Raw genomic sequence first — 22,264 nt, forward strand, 5'->3', positions numbered from 1 at the left:
TCTACGCCATTCCTATCTGAGATGCCATGAATCCGATACAGGATGCCTTTATTTCCTACGGACGAGCTGACAGTAAACAGTTCGTCCGTAAGCTCAGTGATCGGCTGCTTGAGTCGGGAATTGAAGTGTGGGTTGACTTCGAGGATATTCCCTTAGGGGTTGATTATCAGAAGCAAATTGATGATGCCATTGATAAGGCGGATAACTTCATCTTTGTCATTGCCCCGCACTCCATCAACTCGGCTTACTGTCTGCTAGAAGTCGAGCGAGCCCTGAAGCACAACAAACGTATCATTCCATTACTGCACGTTGAGCAGATTAGTTACGACACTTGGAAGGAGCGAAATCCAGAGGGAACTGCGGCTGACTGGGACACTTTCCGCTCGGCTGGAAAACATTCCAGTTTCCCCAACATGCACCCGGCCATCAGTAAAATCAACTGGGTTTATTGTCGCGAAGGCATTGATGACTTCGACCAGTCTTTTCAAGGGCTGTTAGATATCTTCCAGCGGTCCCGTGACTATGTGCGTCAGCATACGACTCTGTTGAGCCAGGCCTTGACATGGGAGCGGAATCAAAGACAAATCCAATATCTGCTGGCGGGTGAATCGCTACAACAGGCGGAAGCCTGGCTCAAAACTCGTTTTAGGGAGGTTCAATCGCCCTGCTGGCCCACAGATCTGCAGTGCGAGTTCATCACCGAAAGCATTAAAAATGCCAATAATTACATGACTCAGGCCTTTCTGAGTCATGCGGAGGAGGATGCAGCGATCGCCCGAGAAGTTCACCTGTCGCTACGGCGGATGGGGTTCACGACTTGGACCAGTTGGAGTGATATTCGCACTGGGGTAGATTTTCAGGCGGCCATCGATCTCGGGATTGAGGCGGCTGATAATTTGATCTATTTGTTGTCGCCGGCGTCGTTGCGATCGCACTACTGTCAGTACGAACTAAACTATGCCCTGCGCCTGAATAAGCGGATTATTCCGCTGCTGGTGCGCCCGGTTGACCTAGAAACAGTGCCAGAACCGCTGCGAGTCCTGCAATTCATTGACCTAAGCGATAACACTCAACCCTCAGACTATTGGTCTGACGAGAGCGATTTAATCAGGGCTCTGAACCGGGAAGCCACCTACTACGACACCCACAAGCGGCTGTTAGTTCAGGCCTTGAAGTGGCAACGACAGCGACAAAATCCCAGTATTTTGCTGCGCGGTTATGAGCTGCGGCAGGCCGAGTCTTGGCTGACGGTGGCTAAGCAGCATCCCCAACATCCACCGGTTTCTATTCAGACAGACTTCATTGAGACCAGCCGGCAGCAGCCGCTTGATATTACCATTGATGTCTTTATTTCCTGCTCCGAAAAAGACCTAGATTTTGCCCGCCGCCTCAACGACACCCTGCAAGTGCAAGGGGAAAGTACCTGGTTTGAACAGAGCAAATGGGCAGACAACCAAGAATATCGGGCCCAGGTGAGACAGGGGATTGAGAATGCAGAAAACTTTATTCTGATTGTCTCCCCCAGTTCGCTGACGTCGACTAGTTGCTTAGAAGAGCTGGACTGGGCCCAAACCCTCTGCAAGCGTATTGTTGCCGTCTCATACCAGCCGCTGGCGCAGCTGCAGATACCGACTGCCCTAGCAGCCTCTCTTTGGGTGGATTTTACTGCCCATGACGGCGACTTCTTGACGAACTTTGGCGAGTTGTACCGGATGCTCAAGAGCAATCCAGAGTATGTCCAGGCCCATACTCGCCTGCTGGTTAAGGCCCTGGAGTGGGAACAGTCTGGCCATGACGATAGCCTGCTGTTGCGCAGCCGAGAGTTGACTAATGCCAGCACTTGGCTACAGCAGGCTGCCCAACAGACACCGCCGCCCACCGATCGCCACCGAACCTATATCCAGGCCAGCCAGGCCCTACCGTTTCGGCGGATCAAACTGCGCTCTGCCGCGTTGATGGGGGCCATGGCTACCGTCTTCGTATTAGCGGCCCGCCTGTTGGGGGTACTGCAAGGAGCTGAACTTCAGGCCTATGACCATCTGTTGCGACGACAGCCCAATGAAGCCCCAGATGATCGATTCTTGATCGTGACTGTCGATGAGAACAGTGGTTCCCTGCTGCGAGAGCGCCTGATTGCCGGAGACTATGCCCCGACTATCGGCACCATTCCTGATGCTGCCTTGCAAGAAACCCTGAGGATTTTGGCAGAGCATCAGCCGCGTCTGATCGGCCTCGATTTTTATCGAGATTTTCCGGCAACCCCTGAATTGGCTAACAGCCTACGCAGCAGAGACACCATCATCACCCTCTGCAAGGCCAGCTATGAGGGCGAAGGGGTGCCCAAGTCCCCGGAAGTCCCCTGGGAACGGGTGGGCTTCAGTGATTTGGTCAGCGACACCATGACTGGTCCTACCTATATCCGGCGTCACTATATCATGCAGGCCCCTGACCCTGACTTTTGTAATACCCCTAGGTCCTTTAGTTTGCTGCTGGCCAGCCGTTACCTAAAGCAGGAGGCAGCCATCAGCCGCACTGATCCCTTGCTCCCAGTGGGGAACACCTATGAATTTCGCCGCGATGGTCTGGCCTTTGGCGAGACAGTCATCTCCAACCTGACCTTAGGCCGCGGCCCCTATTACCAGGATCCAGACTTCTTCAATGGCTATCAAACCCTGCTGAACTATAGAACTGGCCCCAATCCTGATACTGGTAAGGCGCGAGATCCGGGACAATTTGCTCCGCGGGTGTCCCTAGCAGACCTGCTGACCAATCAAGTGCCTAGACAATGGGTGGAAGATCGCATTGTGCTAATTGGCTATAGCGATCTGGCCGATCGCAATGCCGACTACTGGCAAACGCCCTATGGCGAGGTGCCCGGGGTAATTTTACAGGGACAAATGGCAAGTCAGCTGATTAGTCGCGTGCTAGATAATCGCCCCCTGATTCGCTGGTGGCCCCTGGGGGCAGAGGTGCTCTGGATTGCAGCCTGGGCCATGGTTGGCGGGCTAATCTTCTGGCGCATCGTGCGGTCGCGACGACTGATAGTTGCGATTGTTGTGAGCCTCGGCCTCTTATATGGCACAGCTTATATATTGATGGTTAGTAGTGCTCTCTGGATTCCCTTGGTTCCCCCTTTGATCACCTTCCTGCTCACGGCAACGGGAGTGGCTGTTCTAAATCACCGACTGCGGAATCCTTAGGGTGTTGAATGATGTCATCTACTAGTGCTCGACGGTGGCAATAGCCCCCTATTGGTTAAAGGCAGCAGCCTTGAGACGTCGAGAATTCTCCTTCTGCCTTCTGCCTTTCTGTACTAGTGGTGTTATCTACCGTATCTCCTAGTCATCTAAGGATGCTCTGACGCTATGCCTACCCCCACCTTTCGTCGTCGCCTCGTCCGCAGACTCGTACCCTTGGTTCTGGCAGTACCGATCATGGCTGCGATCGCACCCCAGGCTGAGGCTGGATTAATCGAACGCATCCAGTCTATTTTCGGTGGCGGTAATACTGGTGGCCAAGTCAGCAATGGCCGCAGCCGCGGTGGGGCCATCCGGAGAGAAGTCTGCGGGCAACCAGTAGCAGGAACTAGCGAGCTCGGCAGCACTAGCGAGTCGCAGCAGCCCAATCAGGGGGCCTCTCAGGCATCTGCGGCAGACGTCACCACGGAGCCCAGCTCTAACATGCTGGTAGTCCTAAGCCCGCCTACACGGCAAAAAACCACCCAGGCCCGCCCTTCGTTTTACCTCTACGTACCCTACGGGCAATCTGCCGAGAACATACGACTGTTCTTCGAATTGAGCCAGATTAATCCTGAAGTGCCTGTTCCCCATGCCCCCCGCACCATTGCCAACCTACCCCTACAGCTGCCAGAGACCCCAGGATGGGTCAGATTTCAGGTTCCCGAAGAGATCGCCCTGGAAGTCGGCAAGACCTATGCCTGGAACTTTAATATCCAATGCGTTGCCTCCGAGTCTGCCACTGCAACCGCGTCGGCTGAGACCGTCTCAGAGCCAGAGAGTACTTCTGAACCTCTAGACGATTCGGTTGATAGTTCGGTCGATAGTAATAGCGCAGGGTTCCCTATCATTACGAGTTTGCCAGCTAACAGTAGTGGTACCTCGGCTCAACCATCTGGACAAGAAGATACGTTATCAGTCACAGCAGACAACAGCTTAGAAACCGATGGCATCTGGGGACAAGTTGAGCGCATTGAGATGCCGCCCAGGTTGATGGTGCGGTTGGACGAACTGGCCGCCAGAGAGTACTTCCCGGTCTATTTAGAATACGAACTCTGGTTTGAGATGGTGTCTAACCTGGCCACCTTTCAACCGCCCGAATGGCAGGAATTACTGGCCAATTATGAGGCCCTACTGCCATCGCCGGCAGCATCAGACACCACAACGGCGGATGCCGAGGCGGTGACAACTGACACTGATACCGCCAGTCCCGCTGAAAGCAGTGAGATCTCGGCAATCACGGCAGACTCAGAGATTGAGTTACAGGTGATCCGCCCGCTAGAATCCTTACCCATAGAGTAGGCGTCAGAGTAGGATCGACCTAACGCCAACTCCCCACCAGCACGTAGGGCGCCCAGAAACGGGGGCGGCCACCATAGCGATCGAACAGGGCGACCTGGGCTCGGCGCAAGGCCTCAGCCCGACTGACCCCTGGTTGTCCTAGGTGCTGATATAGGGTCTCGGTAAAATACACACTGGCTTCGTCGTCCACACTCCAGAGGGTGGCGATGGTGCTGCTGGCACCGGCCTGGACAGCCGCTCCGGCGATGCCTAGGGCCGATCGATCATCCCCTTCAGCCGTCTTGCAGGCGCTGAGAATCAGCAGTTCCAAGCGGTCCTCGGGGGATTGCTGATGCCGACGGAAGACACGTCCCAACTCATCGATATTGACGCGACCGTCAGCAGCCAGGATATAAGTGCTGTCGCGGCTACCACTGAATTGGCCGTGGGTCGCTAGGTGCACGATGGTGTAGTCATCTTGCATCAGGTCTCGTTGCAGAGTTGCTTTCGTAAAGGCCCCATCTCGGATGAAGGTGCCGGAAAAGCCGGCCGCCTGGATTCTGTCCAACTCAACATTGACATTGGGCAATGGGACATAGTTATTGGCTTCTTCCGAAGGGGGGGTGGTGAGACCGGCCGCTAGAACAGACAGGTCATCGGGCTCCGGCAGTGGTTGCGGATCCCGCAATTCCAGTCCCAACATTAGTGACATGGCATAGGTGCGCAGGAGAAAGTCGCGCCCGTCGTGGAGGGCGGCCATGGGCACCAGGCGTAATGGCCCATCCAGCACGAAGAGCAGCGTTTTAATCGTCTCTGGGGATAGATAGCCCTGCTCGACCGCCGGTTGCAGTAGCCACTGGTAAAGCGTTTGGCCATTCGTTTGAACCTCGGTTAACCCCTGCAGTGAACCCCGCTGTAGATTTCGCCGCAGTTGGACCAGGGTGTTGCCAAGGGTCGCTTGGGGCACCGGCGACGCGTAGTGAACCAACGCCGGCTGGCGAGGGAGCTTGAGAATCACCTCCAGACGATCGTCTAGCAAGATCGAGTAAACCACGGCGGCCGTGGGATCCCCTTGATCGACGGCCTGATCGATGTTGACGGTGGTTTCGACACAGGCGGCCTGGAAAAAGTTTTCCAATTCCGCTATCCGTAGGGCTTCCATGACGGTGCGAGCCTGTTCTAGATTGGTCTGGCTAATCCGGGACTGGTGGGCCTTATGGTGGGCAATGGTGCCATCGACGGGGGTCAGCAGCAGGTCCACCAGGTCTCGATAGACCGGTTCGACGCTTTCCCGGAAGGAAAACCGTACGTCTGGATTGGCGGCCACCAGATCATTCCGCAGGGTTCGCAGGGAATCAAAGGCCTGTTTGTAGGCACCAATGGCTCCCTGGGTGTATCCCTGGGCCTTGAAGATACGCCCCAGCTGCCATTGCCAGCGATAGCTGATGTCGTCGGCTCGCAGGGCTTGAGACAGGGCCAGGGCCTGCCGTGAAAACTGCTCGGCAGATCGCCAATGGGCTCTCTGTTCATACAGCTTACCCAGAGTGCCCAGGACAAAGGAGTGCGATCGCATGTCTCCCAGGTCCTCCGCCTGGGCCTGGGCCGTCAGCAACAGGGCCTCGATATCCTGCCAGGGGGGGGTCTGAGTCTGGGTGTTTTGCTTCAGGGTGATTAAACTATCGGCCAGCTTGACATGGCCGTAAATGGCCGGACGGCCAGGGGGGAGTTGGCTGAGGCTGACTTCCACACTGGGATAAAACTGCAGGGCCGATGTCCATTGAGCAATGGTCGGGGACGTCAACAGCGCCAGGGTATTCAGCCGAGCCTGGGCGGCAATGGCCGCCGTATTCATGGCGGCGGCGGCTCGATAGGCTTGCAGCGCAGCATTGGCATGGTCTAAGGCTGCCCGCCCTTGCCGTTGATCGAAGGCCACGACGAAGCGGCTCTGCTCCAGGTTGCCCAGACTCAGCTGGGCTGCCGCCACCTGCTCAGGGAGGTTGAGTTCTGCCGCCAGGGCCAGGCTGCGACGCAGGATATCTTCCGCCTCGGCCAGATTTCCGTTGGTCCTAAAGGCATCCCCCAACCACTGCAGGGTTTGGACCTTGGCGATGGAATCGGGCTGATCCTGTAGGAAGGCTTGTAATTCCTGTAACGTTAGCAGCACCCGACGGTACAACCCTTTAGCCCGAAAGACTTGAACTTGATGGATACGGCTAAGCATCTGCCGTTGAACATCGCCGGCCTGTTTATACGCCGCCTCGCTCCGCTGCCAGCTCTCCAGGGCGGCCTCTAACTCGCCCTGGGAAAATTGCAATTGCCCCTGCACATCGTAAATCTGGGCCTGGACCATGAGGGGCACCGAAGGCTGCTCCGCCAGGAGTGTACGCGCTGTGGTCAAATCGGCGGTGGCGGCATCCCATGCCCCCCCAGCTTTTGATGGGCCAGGGAGAGATTACTCAGGGTAATTGCTGCCTGGAGGGGGTTTCCCTGATCCAGATACAGCTGTTGTAGATCTCGGAGTAACGAGGCCGCGGCTTGATAGTCACCGTTGTCGTAGTGGGCTTTGGCCTGATGCCGCAGATCCTGGGGGAGATTGGGCCACCTCAGGAGAGGCCACGGCTAACATATCTGAGGTCGACGGGGACAGGTCTTGCTGGGCAATGGCCGGACTCAGCAGCACACAGAAAACGATCGTCACGGCCCCCAGTAGGAGAAAGCGCACCCCAGAGAATCGAGTCATGATCATCCCGTAACACAGCTTGAATCGGCTCCACAGGCACCGGTGTCCCGCCGCTAGAAAAAGGCATAATCCACGGTGAAGTAAACGCCCCGTTCCTGCAGGGAATTGGCCTCTGTATTGGTATCCACCAGGGGCAGGCCGATGTCTAGGCGAGCCCGGAGAGCCTCCATCTGAAATAATAGTCCGGCCCCCAGCCCCGCGATGAAGTTGGTATCCGGATTGGCCTCCTCGGTATTCCAGCCGTAGCCCAAGTCAATGAAGGGCACCACCACCTGCAGTAGGGCGTCATGCTCCGGATTACGGTAGATGGGAAGCCGCACCTCCAGGGAGGCCAAGGCACCATTATCGGTGAGGAGCTCGTCCTGACGATAGCCGCGCACCGTAGCCTGACCCCCAATGCCGATTTGCTCCAGCCCCAGTAGGGAATCTGGCGTCAATTGCACACTGCCCTTCAAAAGCAATAGGGTGTCGGGGGCCAGCAATCTCACCCACTGGGCCTGGCCTTGCCAGGAGAAGAAGCGACTATCGGGACCGGTTTCGTTGATGGTGGCCCCCAGCATGTCGAAGCCCAGGTTGAATTGCGATCGCACCGCGAGCACCTGCTCAAGGCTACGTTGGGTCCATTCCTGAAAGAAGCCTAAGGATGACACCACCGTCTGGCCATCCTCATCGGCCCCCCGGGACAGGGGAAACCCGCCGATATCGGCAATCCCCAGAAAGGTTTGAGTGCGTTCTCGCGAGAGTTGCAATCCCAGGGCCACTTCCCGGGTCGGGGTTTCGATCAGGGGATGGCGCAAGGTCAGGGCCAGGGCTCCGGAGTCCGCCGTGATGTCTAGGACATCGAAGGGATCTTCAATCACCTCGCTGTCGGTGGTGGTAAAGTCAACGGCCAGGGTAGTGTTGTCGGGGCTGACGGGCAGAGTATAGGTTAAATCGAAGCCCTTACTGCCGGACGTGCTGGTATACCCCAGGGTGAGGCGGTCGCCGAAGCCGCTGACGTTGCCTTCTCGCAGCTCAACCTGATGGCGCAGGCTACCGACAGCCGGGGAGCGATTATTGTCCAGGGTGTAGCCCACATCGAAGCTGTCGGCCTCCACCACAGACACCGCCAGGAAATTGGTGTGCCGGGCCGAACTCCGGCCTGTAAATCGGCGGAAATGCTGTCGATCAACGGATCCAGTTGTAACAGTTGCAGGCGATTCAACAGCCGATTCACATTCAGCGGGGCCTGGGCTCCCACCGCTAGACGGCTGCTGATATAGCCGGGATGCAATCGCCGGGTGCCCGTAACCTTGATGTCTTCCAGGCGGCCTTCGATGACCTGAATTTGCACTACCCCATCTACCAGGGGTTGAGGCGGCAAGATCGCCCCGGAGGTGATGTAGCCGTTGTCCAGATACAGCTGGGTCACCGCCGAGCGGGCCTCGAGAATCTCGGCGAAGGTGACGGGACGATTGGTAAAGGGCTCGGTTACCGCTGCCAGGGTCTCAGGGGAAAACACCGTACTGCCCACCACCTCAAAGCGCTCGATGACGAGGGTGGCTCCATTGCCAGGGGGGGCAATTTCCGGGCTCGGGGGTTGGGCCTCCGGGCTCGGTTGCAGTAGATCTGGCGAGGGTGGCTCTAACGGCAGAGAATCTGGCAGCGGCTCCGGCTGATCGGGGAGAATATCCTGCTGGGTCGGGGGCTGTTGAGCTAGGGGCTGGGGGATCGCTATTGGGGCAGGCTTGAAGCTCTGCTCCCAGACAGGTCCAGGAGGATGTGAACTCTCCGCTATGGCAGGCCCAACGCCATTGCCGCTGCAGGTGATGGCCAGACCCCACCCCCAGCAACAATATTGGTAAACGCTCATGCGCCTGCTCATGGCTCCATCTCTGACACCAGTGCACATCCCTGGTTAGTCACGGTACTGGCGGGTACTGGAGCTGCAGCAGACTCTGCCGCGATGAAGTAGACTTGGCCATCGGCTCGGGTAATCCAGCCATCGGCCTCCACTAGCGAACCCGCTGCAGCGGCAGGGGTATCCGGCACCCTGGCGGCAGCACCGTCTTCATGGGTGACCCAGGGTACAGAGATGGCGGACTGTGCGATCGCATCTAAGGTTCCCGGACTAGGGGGCAATCCTCCCCGGCCCGAGACAATAAACTCACTCTGCTGGGCGGCGACGGCGGCATCTGGGCCACATCCCTCCGCAATTTGATCCGCCGGATCATCCAAATTGACCGGCAGTTCTGCCAACCCACGACTGGGATCTAAATCCAGCGTGTCGATATCGATCGTGCCCTGGAGGCCAAACTCAGAGCTGGCACTGATGTCATTGCTGGTATTACTGCGAAGCTGCCCGAAGGTGAGGCCACTGGGCTGAGTAAACCCGAAGATATTGTTGGCGGAAATGGTAATATTGCCCCCGTCTCCCAAGATCGAGTTGGCAATGATGTCGCTGTTTTCCTGGGGAACAGCAACGACAAAATCCGCAGAGATGCTGATATCCCCGCCATTTACGAGACTATCCCCAAAGGCATCTGCAAGCATTAGACTACCCTGGCGCAGCACCAACACCTCCACATCACTGACAGCAATATCACCGGCCTCGCCTGCCCCTTCAGTATCTGCCTTGATCTCGGTGTCATTGAGGATGATGACCTTGGCTGATTCCAGGGTGATTCGCCCTCCCGTACCGGCACCACCCGTTGTCGTGGTGGTGAGGTCACTGCCATTAAATACCATGTCCCCAGATGCGGAGCTAACTATCTGAATGCCACCCGCATCGCCAGTGCCACTGGAATCAGCCCTTAACTCCGTTGAATTGAGCGTCACTCCATCGTCGCCAGATAAGCGGATACCTCCCCCATCTCCCGTTGCCTCAGTGCTACTGGTAAAGGCACTGTCGTGAACGGTGAGTCGGCCGGAACTGCTGATATTGATCAAGCCTGCCGGCAGACCACTCTGGGTGTTACTTTCCAGGATCACCTCCTCCAGGCTGAGATTCCCTGAGCTTTCAACGGTAATATTGCCGGACAGGCCGACACCGTCGACGGTAATCGTTCCCCCGGTCAGATCAGGCAGCATCGCCTGGGAGGTGCGAATCTCTAGATCGCTAATGTGCAGGTCGCCAAACCCTGAAATCCTCACATTGCCGGCATCACTGAAAAAATCAGAGGATAGGGTGAAAATCTCCAGGTTACTAATCTGGGTACCGGCTTCTAAGAGCACATCCCCTCCGGAGCCAGCTCCCTGTCCCGCCGTATCGGCTACGGCAAAGGTAATGATTTGAGACCCCATCGTTGGACCCATGATCTGCCCCTGGGGAGCAGACAGGCGCACATCCCCACCATTGCCAGCATTCCCATCCTTAGAAAAAGACGACGCGGCAATCACATCCATGAGGCTGATATTGCCATTGCTGGCGATGAAGGTAACGGCGCCTCCATTGCCAGAATCACCTGTGCTTTCGGCAAAGGAATCTGCAAAGACCGATCCATTGACCGTGATATCGCCATGCTCGGCCCTCAGGGTAATGGCACCGCCATCGCCCGCATCCCCCCCTGAGGATTGAGAAAAGGCCAATAGGTCCCCGGTGGTTATATCGCCCAGGGCGGACAGGAGAATCGGGCCGGCATCATTAGGCCCAGGGGCACTGGTATTGACTTCGCCGATCAGGATGCTACCGGGTTGCAATCCCGCGACGGCGACACCGCTAGCAAAGATGGTACCACCGGTGGTGATCGCAATATTGGGATTGGTCACGGCGGGCACCCCGGCCCGCAGAATCAGGGCCGGCAGAGTGCTGAGAATGTCAACGTCTGGATCGGAGGCAGGAATGCCCACATCAGGTCCGGTAATACGGATATTTCCCCCCTCAATGCTGCCGGTGGCTTCCACCTTCAGGGCGGCTCCAGTGTAGTCGCCGAATACCACATCTCCGTTGGCCTGGATGATGGGGTCATAGAGGCTGACAAAGTCGCCTGGAGTTCCCGCCAGAGTCAGCACGTACCATCCGCCACCACTGGCAAAGCGAGCATCTCCCGAGATGATGCCATCACTCATCAGCCGCAGGGCACCCCCACTCACAAAGGGAGTGTGGTCTGGATGGTTCAGGGCCAGGATATCAATGGCACTATCCCCCTGAACCGTGAGGTCCCCTGCGGCATGGGCTGAGAAGACCTCCGCCGGAGTATCACGAATGACAATGGTATCGGCAGCATGGAGGCTCAGGTCTCGGCCAGCCAGCAACTGCCCCGTCAGCAATAGATACTTACCCCCCAGGATCAGGTCCTGCCCCGTTTCCAAGCGACCAGCGGTGATGATATCTCCCACCGGCAAGCGATTGGCCTGGACTCCCAGCGGTACACTGAGGCTCAGCAGCTCCCCGGCGGCAGGGATGGCACTGAACTCACGGCCATCGGCGAAGTCGATTCCTTCAGTTGTCGTCGCGACGAAGGAGCCCCTGACGTCCAACTGGGCGTTGGGCCCAAACAGGATGCCATTAGGATTGAGCAGAAACAGATCGGCGGTACCGTCTACCCCTAATAACCCATCAAGGGTAGACAGGCTCCCCCCTGTGACCCGGCTCAAGATGGTGTCGATGCCGAGGGGATTAGCGAAATAGACCCGCTGACCGGTGTTGACGTTGAACTCCCGAAAACTATGGAATAAGTTAGCACCCCGCTGGGCACCCCCATCGATGTGAATGGCACCATTCCCGTTAATCAGGACATGAGGGGTAATGACAGAGCTTTCTCCTGCCAGACTGGCATCGGGAATCAGTTGTGCTTTTGCCGACCCTGTCCCTGATACCCCACTGCCTGCCAGGACAACTAGCCCCCAACAGAGTTGAATCGAGCAGTAGGACGCAGGGAGTCGCACGATATCACCTTCAGAAATGAGTCAACCGTATCACGGGAGCCAGGCATTACACGGCACAGCGGCAGTCAGGCTTCGAGGCGTTATCGAGGAAGCGTCCGCCACAAAATATATTTGACCATCGGCATCGGTGATCCAGCCTTGGGCTTCCACTAGCCTTGGCAGTTGCTCCGTTCTGGTGTCTGACCGGGTGATGGATGGTAGGGCCTCTGTCGTCACCGCTGGCAACTCCTCATCGACAGCCACCCAGGGAATCTCCACAGGGTCAGCGGCTTGTGGATCGGTTGGCCCTGGGGGCAATCCACCCCGCCCGGAGACAATGAAGCGATCGTCGGTGTTGCACCCGATGGCGCTACTGAGCGTCAGGTTTTCGGAGGCTGGTTCTGCGGGCAAGTCAGGATAGCCATCGTCTGCTTCTACATCGTCTCCGGTGTTGTCAGCAGTGGCTCCAGGAGGGCTGATGTCATTGGTGGAGTTATTCCTAAGTTCATCGAAACTCAGCCCCTCCTGGAAGATAAACCCCTCAATTTGGGCCACATTTAAGCTCAGTTGATTGTCGGAAATAATATCTGCATTGACAGTGTCGGAGACAAATACTGTAGACGTAAATGAGTCAAAATCCAAGGCCCGTAATCGATCGGCCTCAATCTGAATCAGATCCGTGGCAAATACTAAGCTATTGAAAAATAAATCGAGTCTATCGCCAGCATCTATCTTGACAGTTTCCCCTTCAACGGTCGTATCTTCTCCGAAACTAATGTTGTTCCCAGTCAGCAAAACTTTTCCTTGATCGGCATCAATAGTTGGCCCAGAAGATGTAGATATTCCATTGAAATCACCCATTCCAGTGATAGAGATGGTGCCCCCACTGCTGGTAATATCTTCCATGGCAATAAACACTCCAATGCCATTGACACTATTACCAACAATTTCAATATTTTCCCCATCGCTATCAATGGGCGAGGCGAAAAGCCTGACTCCGTTCCCAGAGCCAAAGGTTGAATTGCTGTTGCTTCCTGTAATCGAAATAGTGCCGCCGCTACTCTCAATGGATGTTGAGGAAATAGTGACTCCGTTGCCAGAGCCGGTGTTTGCATTTCCTCTGATTGAAATCTTGCCGTCGCCGCTCTCGATAGTTGACGATGTTAACGAGACGCCATTAATGGCATCCATGGTGGCATTTCCCGTGATGAAAATATCGCCGCCGTCACTCTCAATGGATGCCAAGAAAAGATCGACGCCGTTGCCAAACTCAATATTGTTGGCGTTTCCCGTGATGGAAATATCGCCGCCATTACTCAAAATTGATACAGAGCCTGAGGGAAAGGGAGCAATACTGACATTGCCGTCGCCATCGCCATCGCGATCTCCTAACAAGATCACAGGCAACGGACCCGCCATAGACAAAATATCAGCCTGAATCAAAATATTTCTGTCTGCTTCTAGGGTGAGGGTGGCCGCCCCACCATCTGTCTTTTCGATGACCGCACCTGGTTCCTGAGTGATGTCTCCAGCCTCGCTGCCGCCAATGTTGGTGGTGATGGTGACGCTGGTGCCATTATTGAGGGCTAAGTTAATCTGATCCGCCCCCACAATACTGATGTCGATGCCAGTGACACCCATGGGCACGATGGTGATGTTAGTGGGGTCGATCAGCCAGAGGCCGCCGCTGCCACTGGGGGCACTGGCGTCAACACGGGCGGTGACATGCAGGGTGTCCTTGGCCGAGGTTTCAATTAGGCCACCATCGCCTCCTAGGGTGCCGCCTCGGGCTGTGAGCGAGCCCTGGATGTCAGCCGCTTCATCGGCCCAGATAATAATTTGCCCTCCCTGGCCCCACTCTCCGGCATCGGCTCGGATGGTGGCGCCTGGTGCCACTGTGGTTCTGCCGGCGGTTGGAATGGTTCCCTGTCCCTGATAGTCCCCACCCACTAGAACCGTGCCGCCATCGGTCAGCCCAGAGACATTGATGCTGGCGTTGTTTTGCAGATTGACCTGATTGCCTAACACCTGCACAGTGCCGCCAGGCACCTGTAAGCTGCCGCTGCTGGTGACAGTATCGCCAAACAGGGTTAGGGTTTGCTCGGGAGCCAGCGCTAAGGATCCTCGTACGGCAATATTGCCCTGAGGAGCCGTCCAGGTCTGCACCCCCAAGGGCATACTGACACTCAGCAGGTCTCCACCGGGAGAAGGGATGGCGCTGAACTCATGGCCATCGGCTAGGGGCAGGCTGTTGGCGGTGCTGACGAAGAAAGAGCCGTCTAGATCTAACTGGGCGTTGGCACCGAAGAGGACGCCATGGGGATTGAGCAGAAACAGGTCGGCGGCACCGTCTACCCCCAGCAGGCCATCGATGGTAGACAGGCTCCCCCCGGTGACTCGGCTCAAGATGGTGTCGATGCCGAGAGGGTTGGCGAAATAGACCCGTTGACCAGCATTGACGCTGAACTCCTGGAAGCTGTGGAACAGGTTGGCGCCCCGCTGGGCCCCGCCATCGATGCGCGTGGCACCACTGCCATTGATGACAGCATTGGGGGTAACCACAGAACTGTCTGCTCCGAGGCTGGCATCGGGGATTAACTGCGCCCCTGCGGCAGACATACCAGTGGTGATACCGACTCCAAGGGAGACAACACCCAGGAATGAAGAAACACCAAACCGGCACCAGTAGGCTTGCACCATGGTTCCTGGGGGATAGACTGCACGAGATTTGCAGGGATAGTACAGCCTGACTATTCGACAACGCAAGCGATCGTTACACTGCTCAACCGGTCAAGGGTGGAGAAGGCAGGAGGTATTAGGGCTGGGTCGTGGCTTCAGGGCTTAGATCGACCCAGGTTGTCTGGAGGGGGACCGCTTCTCGATGTTTGGGATGAATCCGTAGAATATATAGGGTTTTCTCAGGTAGGGCAGGGATGCGGTGCTCTGGAACCGTCAGGGGATACCAGTCCAAGGGAAAGCAATCGCGGCTGTAGTGGCTGAGGTAGACGGCATAGTCGTTGAATAGGGCTGGAGCCAGCTGTATAGTGAGCCTCTCTCCGGGGGCGAGGGCACCGAAGTAGAAGTGGGTCTCGGGATTGGGGACCGGCAGAAAGGTATCGTGCACGAAGCGGGCCGGCAACCAATGGCGATAGCGCAGCAGCGGATAGACGTAGTAGTTTAGCCAGCGGTGAATCCAGCGACGCCGTTGGATCAGATCGCGGTAAAACCAGTTGGCATCGGGAGGAGCCGGTCGAGTTTCAGCAGTTAGGGCCAACTGACCATCGACTGTAATGGCCGGCAGCTCAATCGGATCAGACCAGTGGTAATGGCGCAACCCCACCAGATAGCGCCCTGGTGGCAGTGATATCTCTACCGGGGAATCTGTGGGGTCGGTGGTGAGGGAACTGATGCTGGTCAGGGTTTTGAAGCCCTGCAGGGTGTATATCACGGCGGTCCAGGAGGGGGCCGAGCGGAATAGGGAGGCGGTATCAAGTTGTAAGCTGGTTTGGACGGTAAATGGACCTGCGATCGCAATTAAGGCATGGAGATTCCAGCGGGCCCGACTCATGGTCCACAGCAGCTTCAGCGGGCTGGCCAGAAATTCGGCGGAGACCACCTGCCAGTCCGGTTTGGCCTTGCGATTGGCCGGATTATAATAACGGCTCAGCAGGGTCAGGGTGGCCTTTAAGGCTCGGGAAAAGAGGAAAGACAGCAACCCCAGGGGAACTTCCCAGAGGACATCCCAGGATGGCCTGCTCATGGCAAAGGGCCTCGCTGCTGTAGGATGCGAGCCAAGGCGGCTGGGGTCTCTAGGGGCAGATGATGCCCGCCATCCAGCTGCAGTTGTTCTGCCTCGGCTAGGGCCTCTTGTTGTAGGGCCAGGTCCTCGGGCCGGTTGAACCGACTGTGACTACCGAAGACCAGGGTAGTGGGCACCTGAATCTGGCCCAGCAACTGCTGATAGTGGCGGCGACTGAAGACGGCACTGCCCAAACCAGCATTGGTGCGCAGTTGCAAGCGCGGATCCCAGCGCCAGCGAATGCCACTTTCCCAGGGTTCCGTGACGCGACCGGCCAGGGCCTCGGCCAGAGACGGATCGAGCTGGGGGATCACCTGTTGCAAACGATGGGTAGCTGCAGTCAAATCTGGCCAGACTGGATGGCTAGGGGTGCTGCTGAGGTAATCGAGCTGCGTCGCCAGCCGTTGCGGCTGGGTGTCGGTGTCATCGCGATCGGGCACGATGGGCTCTACCAGTATCAGTCGATCGGCCAGCTGGGGCCGGGCACTGGCCAGGGTGGCGGCGATTACCGCCCCCACTGAGTGACCCACCAGGAGACAAGGTTGTCTGTCTAGGGCCTGCAGTAGGGCATCGATGTCAGCCACAAAGTCCAGTAGCTGATAGCTGCCGCCTGCTCCGATATGGTCAGAGCGCCCGTGCCCTCGCAGATCCGGGGCGATGACTCGATAGCCCTGGGCTGCCAGAGACGATGCGATCGCATCCCAGATTGCCCCCTGCTCCAAAATGCCATGGAGACAAAGGACCACGGGTGCCGAGGCTGGCCCCCAAGTACAGAGACAGAGAGAGAGCCCCCGCAGCGTGAGCTGCTGCTCCGTCATGGTAGCCAGGGGTGATGCGGTCGGGCTGGACGGTGATGGAGTAGTCGTCAGGGGATAGTGCAAGTCATGGGCCAGAGCCTCAGCCTTGTCCCCCAAGGGATGGGGCAACTGTACCTGCTGCCAAGCATGGGCCAGAGTCGGATCGATCTGGCGGCGGCGGTGAAAACTGGGGTCGTCAATGCTGCGCGACTGGGCCTGCACCCCATCAGTCATGCGGTTGCCCTCATAGGGGGCCAGTACAGCCGGATCAAAGGGCACCGCTAAAAAGTCACAGAGATCCCGTAGGATCGGTTCTGGCTCCCTGACCAGGTCTTCGTATCGGAGCTGGTGGCCACGGTCAGGTCCCACCTGTTGCAGAAACTGGAGAATGTTGTGATTGCTCTCCCACCAGGCCTGTTCGGCGATGCGGTACGGATCCCTATGGGCCAGCGTATCCAGAGTAAACAGCTTCTCCATGCGGTGGCGCACGAAGGAGTCGATCACCGCATAGGGATGGCGCACCAGATGGATGTAGCGGGCGTCTTCAAAGAGCTGCTCGGCCCGCTCCAGGGCCGCCAGGCTAAAGCCATAGGTGGGCGACTTATCCAGCAATAGTCGGGGAGCCGCCAGTTGTTGCAACTTGTCGTAGATGTCGGCCACGCCATAGCCCAAAGTCAACCATTCCTGTAACAGGGCCTCACTGGCCGCAGCATCCAGGTCCATCAGGTCCATCAAAGCCCGCTGCAACCCTTCCTCCAGGTAGCTTTGCCCCAGGGCTTGGCGGCGCTGGACCAGGGTCTGAAAGGGCAGCAGATGGAGTTCGGGCGGGCAGAATAGCTGGGAATGGCCGGCCAGCATCACCCGCAGCAGGGTGGAGCCAGAGCGGGGACTGGAGAGCAAAAAGACGGCCCGACCATTGCGCCGTGGTGGCGGTGTCGCCTCGACGAGGGTGGGCCAGAGATGGGCGCCTAGGGAGGGAACTGGCTCCGAGTCAGGGGCAGCCGTTGGGTTGGGTTGGGAGCGGGCCAATTCTCGGGCCAAGTAGGCACTGAGGGCATCCAGGGTGGGGTGCTTCATTAGACCTCCCGGCCGATAGAGCATCAACTGTAGGTCCCGCTGGCAGGTGTTGAGCAGGTCCATGGTCATGAGGGAATCTAGGCCCAGCTCCATCAAAGTTTGCGAATCGCACGCCAGCGTCCCTTCATGGCCCATGACCCGAGCTAATTGCCTCTGCAAATAGTGCTGTAGGGCCCGGCTGCGTTCAGCCTGATCCAGCCGCAACAATTCCTGCCGCAATCGGTAATCGCCTGATCCGATGGCACCGCAGACTCTGGTGTCTATCAGGGAGCTCAGATAGGGAGACCCCGGCAGATAGCCCTTGAGGACGGCCCAATCAATGGCTGCAACCCCCACCTGAGCCGGTAGGGCATCCGCCCAGCCTAAGAGATGCCCCAGGCAGGGCAACGCCTGGGCCGGGGCCAAGGGTTCAATCCCTTGGGACTGCAGGCGCTCTTGCACTCCGGCAGTAGCCATACCAGCACCAGCCCAGGGTCCCCAACTCAGGCTCAGGCCCGGTAGCCCTCGCTGGCGACGGTATGCCATGATTGCCGCCAGCCCAGTATTGGCAGCGCCATAGCTACCCTGGCCCGGAGGCCCCAGCAGGGCCGCCAGGGACGAAAACCCCACAAAGAAGTCCAGGGGAATATCTTTAGTGGCTTGGTGTATCTGCCAAGCCCCCTTTAGTTTCGGCGCCAGCACAGCCTGAAACCGCGACCAGGATTGGTGTCGTAGTAAACCATCATCCAGGCGACCGGCCAGATGCAACACCCCCTTCAAGGGCGGCAACTCCGTCTGAATTCGGTCGACCAAGGTGGTTACCGCCGCCGCATCGGTAATATCAACGGCCTCTAGCCTGACCTGTATGCCCATCTGGGTCAGGGTATCTAGGGCCGGGTCAGGGCGGGGATGGCGACTGACTAGCACCAGCTGTCGGGCGCCCTGTTGAGCCAGCCATTGAGCCACCTGTACCCCCAAAGCACCAGTGCCGCCTGTAATCAGATAGGTAGCCTGGGCCTGAATCGGAATGGCCATCGGTGCGGCTGGCCGCTGCAGGGGCTGCAGCCGAGCGGCGTAGAGCTGGCCCTGGCGCCAGGCCAATTGCTCAGTAAACGCCCACTGAAGACACGCTCCTAGGGCAGCGGCAGCGGTCTCAGGAACCGTGGCGTCCAGATCGATCAGGCCTCCCCATAGTTCGGGATGTTCCAGGGCAATGGTGCGTCCCAAACCCCATAGGCAGGCGGCGGCTGGATTTACCTCAGCGTCTGTGTCTGTCACCGCCATGGCCTGGCGGGTGAACAGCCAGAGCCGGGATGCCTGGGCATATCCCGAGACTCGATGCTCCCGAGCCGTCACCAGGGCCTGGAGTAAGTGCAAGACGGCCTGGCAGTCAGGGCTGTCATCGGCCTCAGCCGCGAGGGCCCAGAGATAGACGATACCCTGTGGCTCCGCCTCTAGATGCTGCAGTAGCGCCTGGAAATCCTGGGGCTGCTGGGGATTGAGGCAGTAAGTGTCTTGGCCCAAGTAGGCGAAGGTGTCCCCTGGCCAGGCTTGCAGCACCTGATGTCCAGCTGCGCTCAGGTGTTGGGCTAACGACTGGCCTAACCCTTGAGGCTCTACCAGCAACAGCCAACGCTGCGGAGACGAGGGCATCGCTGCTGCCGGCTCGGTGAAGGGCTGCCAAACTTGCTGATACAGCCAATTGGGAAGGGGTTGCGGCGGCTGAGTCCAGGGGCTTGGTTTGGAAGCAGGTTTGACCAGCGTAGGCTCGAACCAGTAGCGCTGACGTTGGAATGGGTAGGTGGGCAATCCGGCTCGACGACGGCGGGGGTAGGGATGATCGAATCCCTGCCAATCGACCGGGTTGCCGCCGACATAGAGCTGGGCCAGGCTATGGAGGATATCCCAGTCGTCATGGCCGCGACGCAGGGAGGGCAACCAGGTGGCTGCCTGGGTAGGCAAACACCGTTGCCCCATGCCCAGCAAGACCGGCTGCGGGCCAATCTCTAAAAACCACTGATGACCGGCCTGATGCAGGTTGGCCATGGCTTCGGCAAAGCGCACGGGGTGACGGGTATGGCGACGCCAGTAGCCAGCATCAGGGACTTCCCCAAGGGCCAGTAAGCACCCAGTTACATTAGACACCAGGGGAATCTGCGGCGGTTGATAGGCGATCTGGCTGGCCTCGTGCTGAAAGGCATCCAGGATCGGCTCCATCAGGGGCGAGTGGAAGGCATGGGAGACCTGCAGGGGTTTGGCGTCAACGCCTTGGCTGGCTAGGACCTCCAGGACTCGTGCCACCGCCTGCTGGTGACCGGCGATGACAGTATTGCCAGGGCCATTCAGGGCGGCTAGGGATATCCTCTGCTCAGCGCCCTGCTGATAGGCAGCAGCTCCCTCGGAAAGCTGCGCTAGTGCCGCCTCTACCGTGTCTGGATCGGCGAAGACTACCGCCATAGTGCCAGTTTGGGGCAGTGATTGCATCAGCTGAGCCCGACGGGCAATCAGTTTTAAGCCGGCCTCCAGGGAGTACACCCCGGCCACACAGGCAGCCACATACTCGCCGACGCTATGGCCCATGACAGCGGCTGGCCGAATGCCCCAAGACTGCCAGAGTTGGGCCAGAGCATACTCAACGGCAAACAGGGCCGGTTGTGTGTAGGCGGTTTGGTGCACCCGGTGGCAGCCATCCTCTCCATAGAGCACCGACAGCAAGGAGCGCTCCAGATAGGGGGCCAGAATCTCGGCACACCGGTCCAGCACCTGCCGAAACACTGGTTGAGTATCGTACAGGCGACGCCCCATGCCCCAGTATTGGGCTCCCTGGCCCGTGAATAAAAAGACGACAGTCGGTGTCTGTGACCCTAGCCCAACCGGTAGATTGTTTGTCCCGGCAGTCACCCAGGTTTGCAACTGAGTGGCCATCTCCTGGGGAGTCTCTCCCGTCACCGCTAAACGGTGAGGAGGCCAGCTGGCTCGGCCCGTATTCGCCGTGAAACAGATATCCGCCAGGGGGTACGAGGTGGTGGCCAGGAAGTCACGGTACTGCTGGGCCATGACCCGCAACCCCGCTTCGGTTTTAGCCCGTAGGGCGAGCAGATGTCGGGGCCGATCGATGGTCGCAGCCGCAGCAGATAACTCTGGCAGAGCCTGTAATACGGCGTGGGCATTGGTGCCGCCGAAGGCAAAGGCACTCACCCCCGCTGTCGCCCGTTCCCCTTGGCTGGGCCAAGGTTCACACGCTTGTTGCACCTGCAGGGGCAACTGATCGAAGGGGATGTGGGGGTTGGGCTGCTGAAAGTGCAGGCTCGGCACTAGGGTGCGGTGGTGTAAGCAGAGGGCCGTCTTGATCAGACTGGCAATGCCAGCCGCAGCCTCTAGGTGGCCCAGGTTGCTTTTAACGGAGCCCAGCCGCACCGGTTGGGCTGGGGGTTGATTGTCAGTGAGGACATTGCCCAGGGCCTTGGCTTCGATCGGGTCCCCCAATAGGGTGCCAGTGCCATGGGCCTCAATATAGTGACTCTGGTGGGGGGCTAACCCGGCCTGGCGATAGGCCTGGCGAATCACTGCTTCCTGGGCTTCCCGGTTAGGGGCGGTGAGGCCGTTGCTGCGACCATCCTGATTGATGGCACTGCCCCGCAGCACGGCATAGATGGGATCCCCGTCGGCTAGGGCACGGCCCAAGGGTTTCAACACCACGGCACCAGCTCCTTCCGAGCGCACAAAGCCATTGGCATTGGCATCGAAGGCTTTACAGCGCCCGTCAGGGGAGAGGGCTGTCAATTTACTGAAGCCGATGGTCAGTTCTGGGCGCAGAATTAGATTCACCCCCCCGGCGATGGCCAGGGAAGATTCTCCTTGCCGCAGACTCTGGCAGGCCAGATGCACGGCCACTAGCGAGGAGGAGCAGGCGGTATCGATGGCCAGACTCGGCCCCCGCAGATTCAACAGATAGGACAGGCGATTGGCCACCATGGGGGGAGGCCAACCCGGTGGTGTGTAGGTGTCTACGGCCTCGGGATGGGCCAGTAGAAATTGCCCGTAGTCATTGGTGGAGATGCCGACAAAGACGCCGGTCTGGCTGCCGCTGAGTCGGGATGGCTCTAGGGCAGCATCTTCTAGGGCTTCCCAAACCACTTCCAGAAAGAGGCGCTGTTGTGGATCGATGTAACTGGCCTCCCGGGGGGCAATGCCGAAAAACAGCGGGTCGAACCGATCCACCTGGTCTAAGAACCCTCCCCGGTGGCTGTACATCTTGCCAGGGGCGCTGGGATCGGTGTCATAGAGCTGCTGCCAGCTCCAGCGATCGGGGGGGACCGATGCGATCGCATCGACTCCATCTCGCAGCAATTGCCAAAATCCCGGCAAGCTCCTGGCCCCTGGAAATCGACAGCCCATGCCCACGATAGCGATAGGCTCAGGGATGCCTTTTTTCTTCAGCAACTGAAGTTCCAGCAGGACTCGCTTTTCTGGAGATAGATTTGCAATTCGCCTTGCCAGATCATCCACA

Annotated in this window: 9 protein-coding genes and 1 pseudogene; 2 read left to right on the forward strand and 8 right to left on the reverse strand. The window is 58.2% G+C overall.

What is annotated here, in order from left to right:
• Positions 1-26 precede the first annotated feature (26 nt).
• Together XM38_RS24115 and XM38_RS24120 are read left to right on the forward strand one after the other, a co-directional pair.
• Positions 27-3,200 carry a TIR domain-containing protein gene (locus XM38_RS24115; RefSeq protein WP_088431318.1) on the forward strand — a complete coding sequence of 1,058 codons (3,174 nt, stop codon included), beginning with the start codon at positions 27-29 and terminating at the stop codon, positions 3,198-3,200.
• Between the two features lie 165 nt (positions 3,201-3,365).
• Positions 3,366-4,538, forward strand: a complete 1,173-nt coding sequence (locus XM38_RS24120; protein ID WP_088431320.1) for a DUF928 domain-containing protein — start codon at positions 3,366-3,368, stop codon at positions 4,536-4,538.
• Between the two features lie 19 nt (positions 4,539-4,557).
• Here XM38_RS24120 and XM38_RS24125 read toward each other — a convergent pair whose 3' ends face one another.
• From XM38_RS24125 to XM38_RS24155, 8 genes and pseudogenes are all read right to left on the reverse strand, one after another.
• Positions 4,558-6,915 carry a CHAT domain-containing protein gene (locus XM38_RS24125; protein WP_137455219.1) on the reverse strand — a complete coding sequence of 786 codons (2,358 nt, stop codon included), beginning with the start codon at positions 6,913-6,915 and terminating at the stop codon, positions 4,558-4,560.
• 144 nt (positions 6,916-7,059) lie between these two features.
• On the reverse strand, positions 7,060-7,257 hold the full coding sequence (locus XM38_RS24130; RefSeq protein WP_137455220.1) for a hypothetical protein: 198 nt from the start codon (positions 7,255-7,257) through the stop codon (positions 7,060-7,062).
• Between the two features lie 53 nt (positions 7,258-7,310).
• Entirely contained in the window at positions 7,311-8,357 is a 1,047-nt protein-coding gene (locus tag XM38_RS27310) for a ShlB/FhaC/HecB family hemolysin secretion/activation protein (RefSeq protein ID WP_256995727.1), read from the reverse strand.
• Positions 8,358-8,626: 269 nt separating this feature from the next.
• A pseudogene (locus tag XM38_RS27315) lies at positions 8,627-9,148 on the reverse strand (POTRA domain-containing protein); the annotation flags it as partial.
• Entirely contained in the window at positions 9,118-12,123 is a 3,006-nt protein-coding gene (locus XM38_RS24140) for a two-partner secretion domain-containing protein (protein WP_187329532.1), read from the reverse strand. The pseudogene XM38_RS27315 and the gene XM38_RS24140, both read right to left, overlap by 31 nt.
• A gap of 30 nt (positions 12,124-12,153) precedes the next feature.
• A complete protein-coding gene (locus XM38_RS24145) occupies positions 12,154-14,802 on the reverse strand; it encodes a two-partner secretion domain-containing protein (RefSeq protein WP_088431328.1) in 2,649 nt (882 codons plus the stop codon).
• Between the two features lie 115 nt (positions 14,803-14,917).
• Entirely contained in the window at positions 14,918-15,862 is a 945-nt protein-coding gene (locus XM38_RS24150; protein ID WP_088431330.1) for a DUF6208 family protein, read from the reverse strand.
• A complete protein-coding gene (locus tag XM38_RS24155; RefSeq protein ID WP_088431332.1) occupies positions 15,859-22,263 on the reverse strand; it encodes a type I polyketide synthase in 6,405 nt (2,134 codons plus the stop codon). The genes XM38_RS24150 and XM38_RS24155 overlap by 4 nt, the downstream gene beginning before the upstream one ends.
• Between the last annotated feature and the right edge of the window lies 1 nt (position 22,264).

Source organism: Halomicronema hongdechloris C2206 (assembly GCF_002075285.3).
GTDB classification, from domain to species: domain Bacteria; phylum Cyanobacteriota; class Cyanobacteriia; order Phormidesmidales; family Phormidesmidaceae; genus Halomicronema_B; species Halomicronema_B hongdechloris.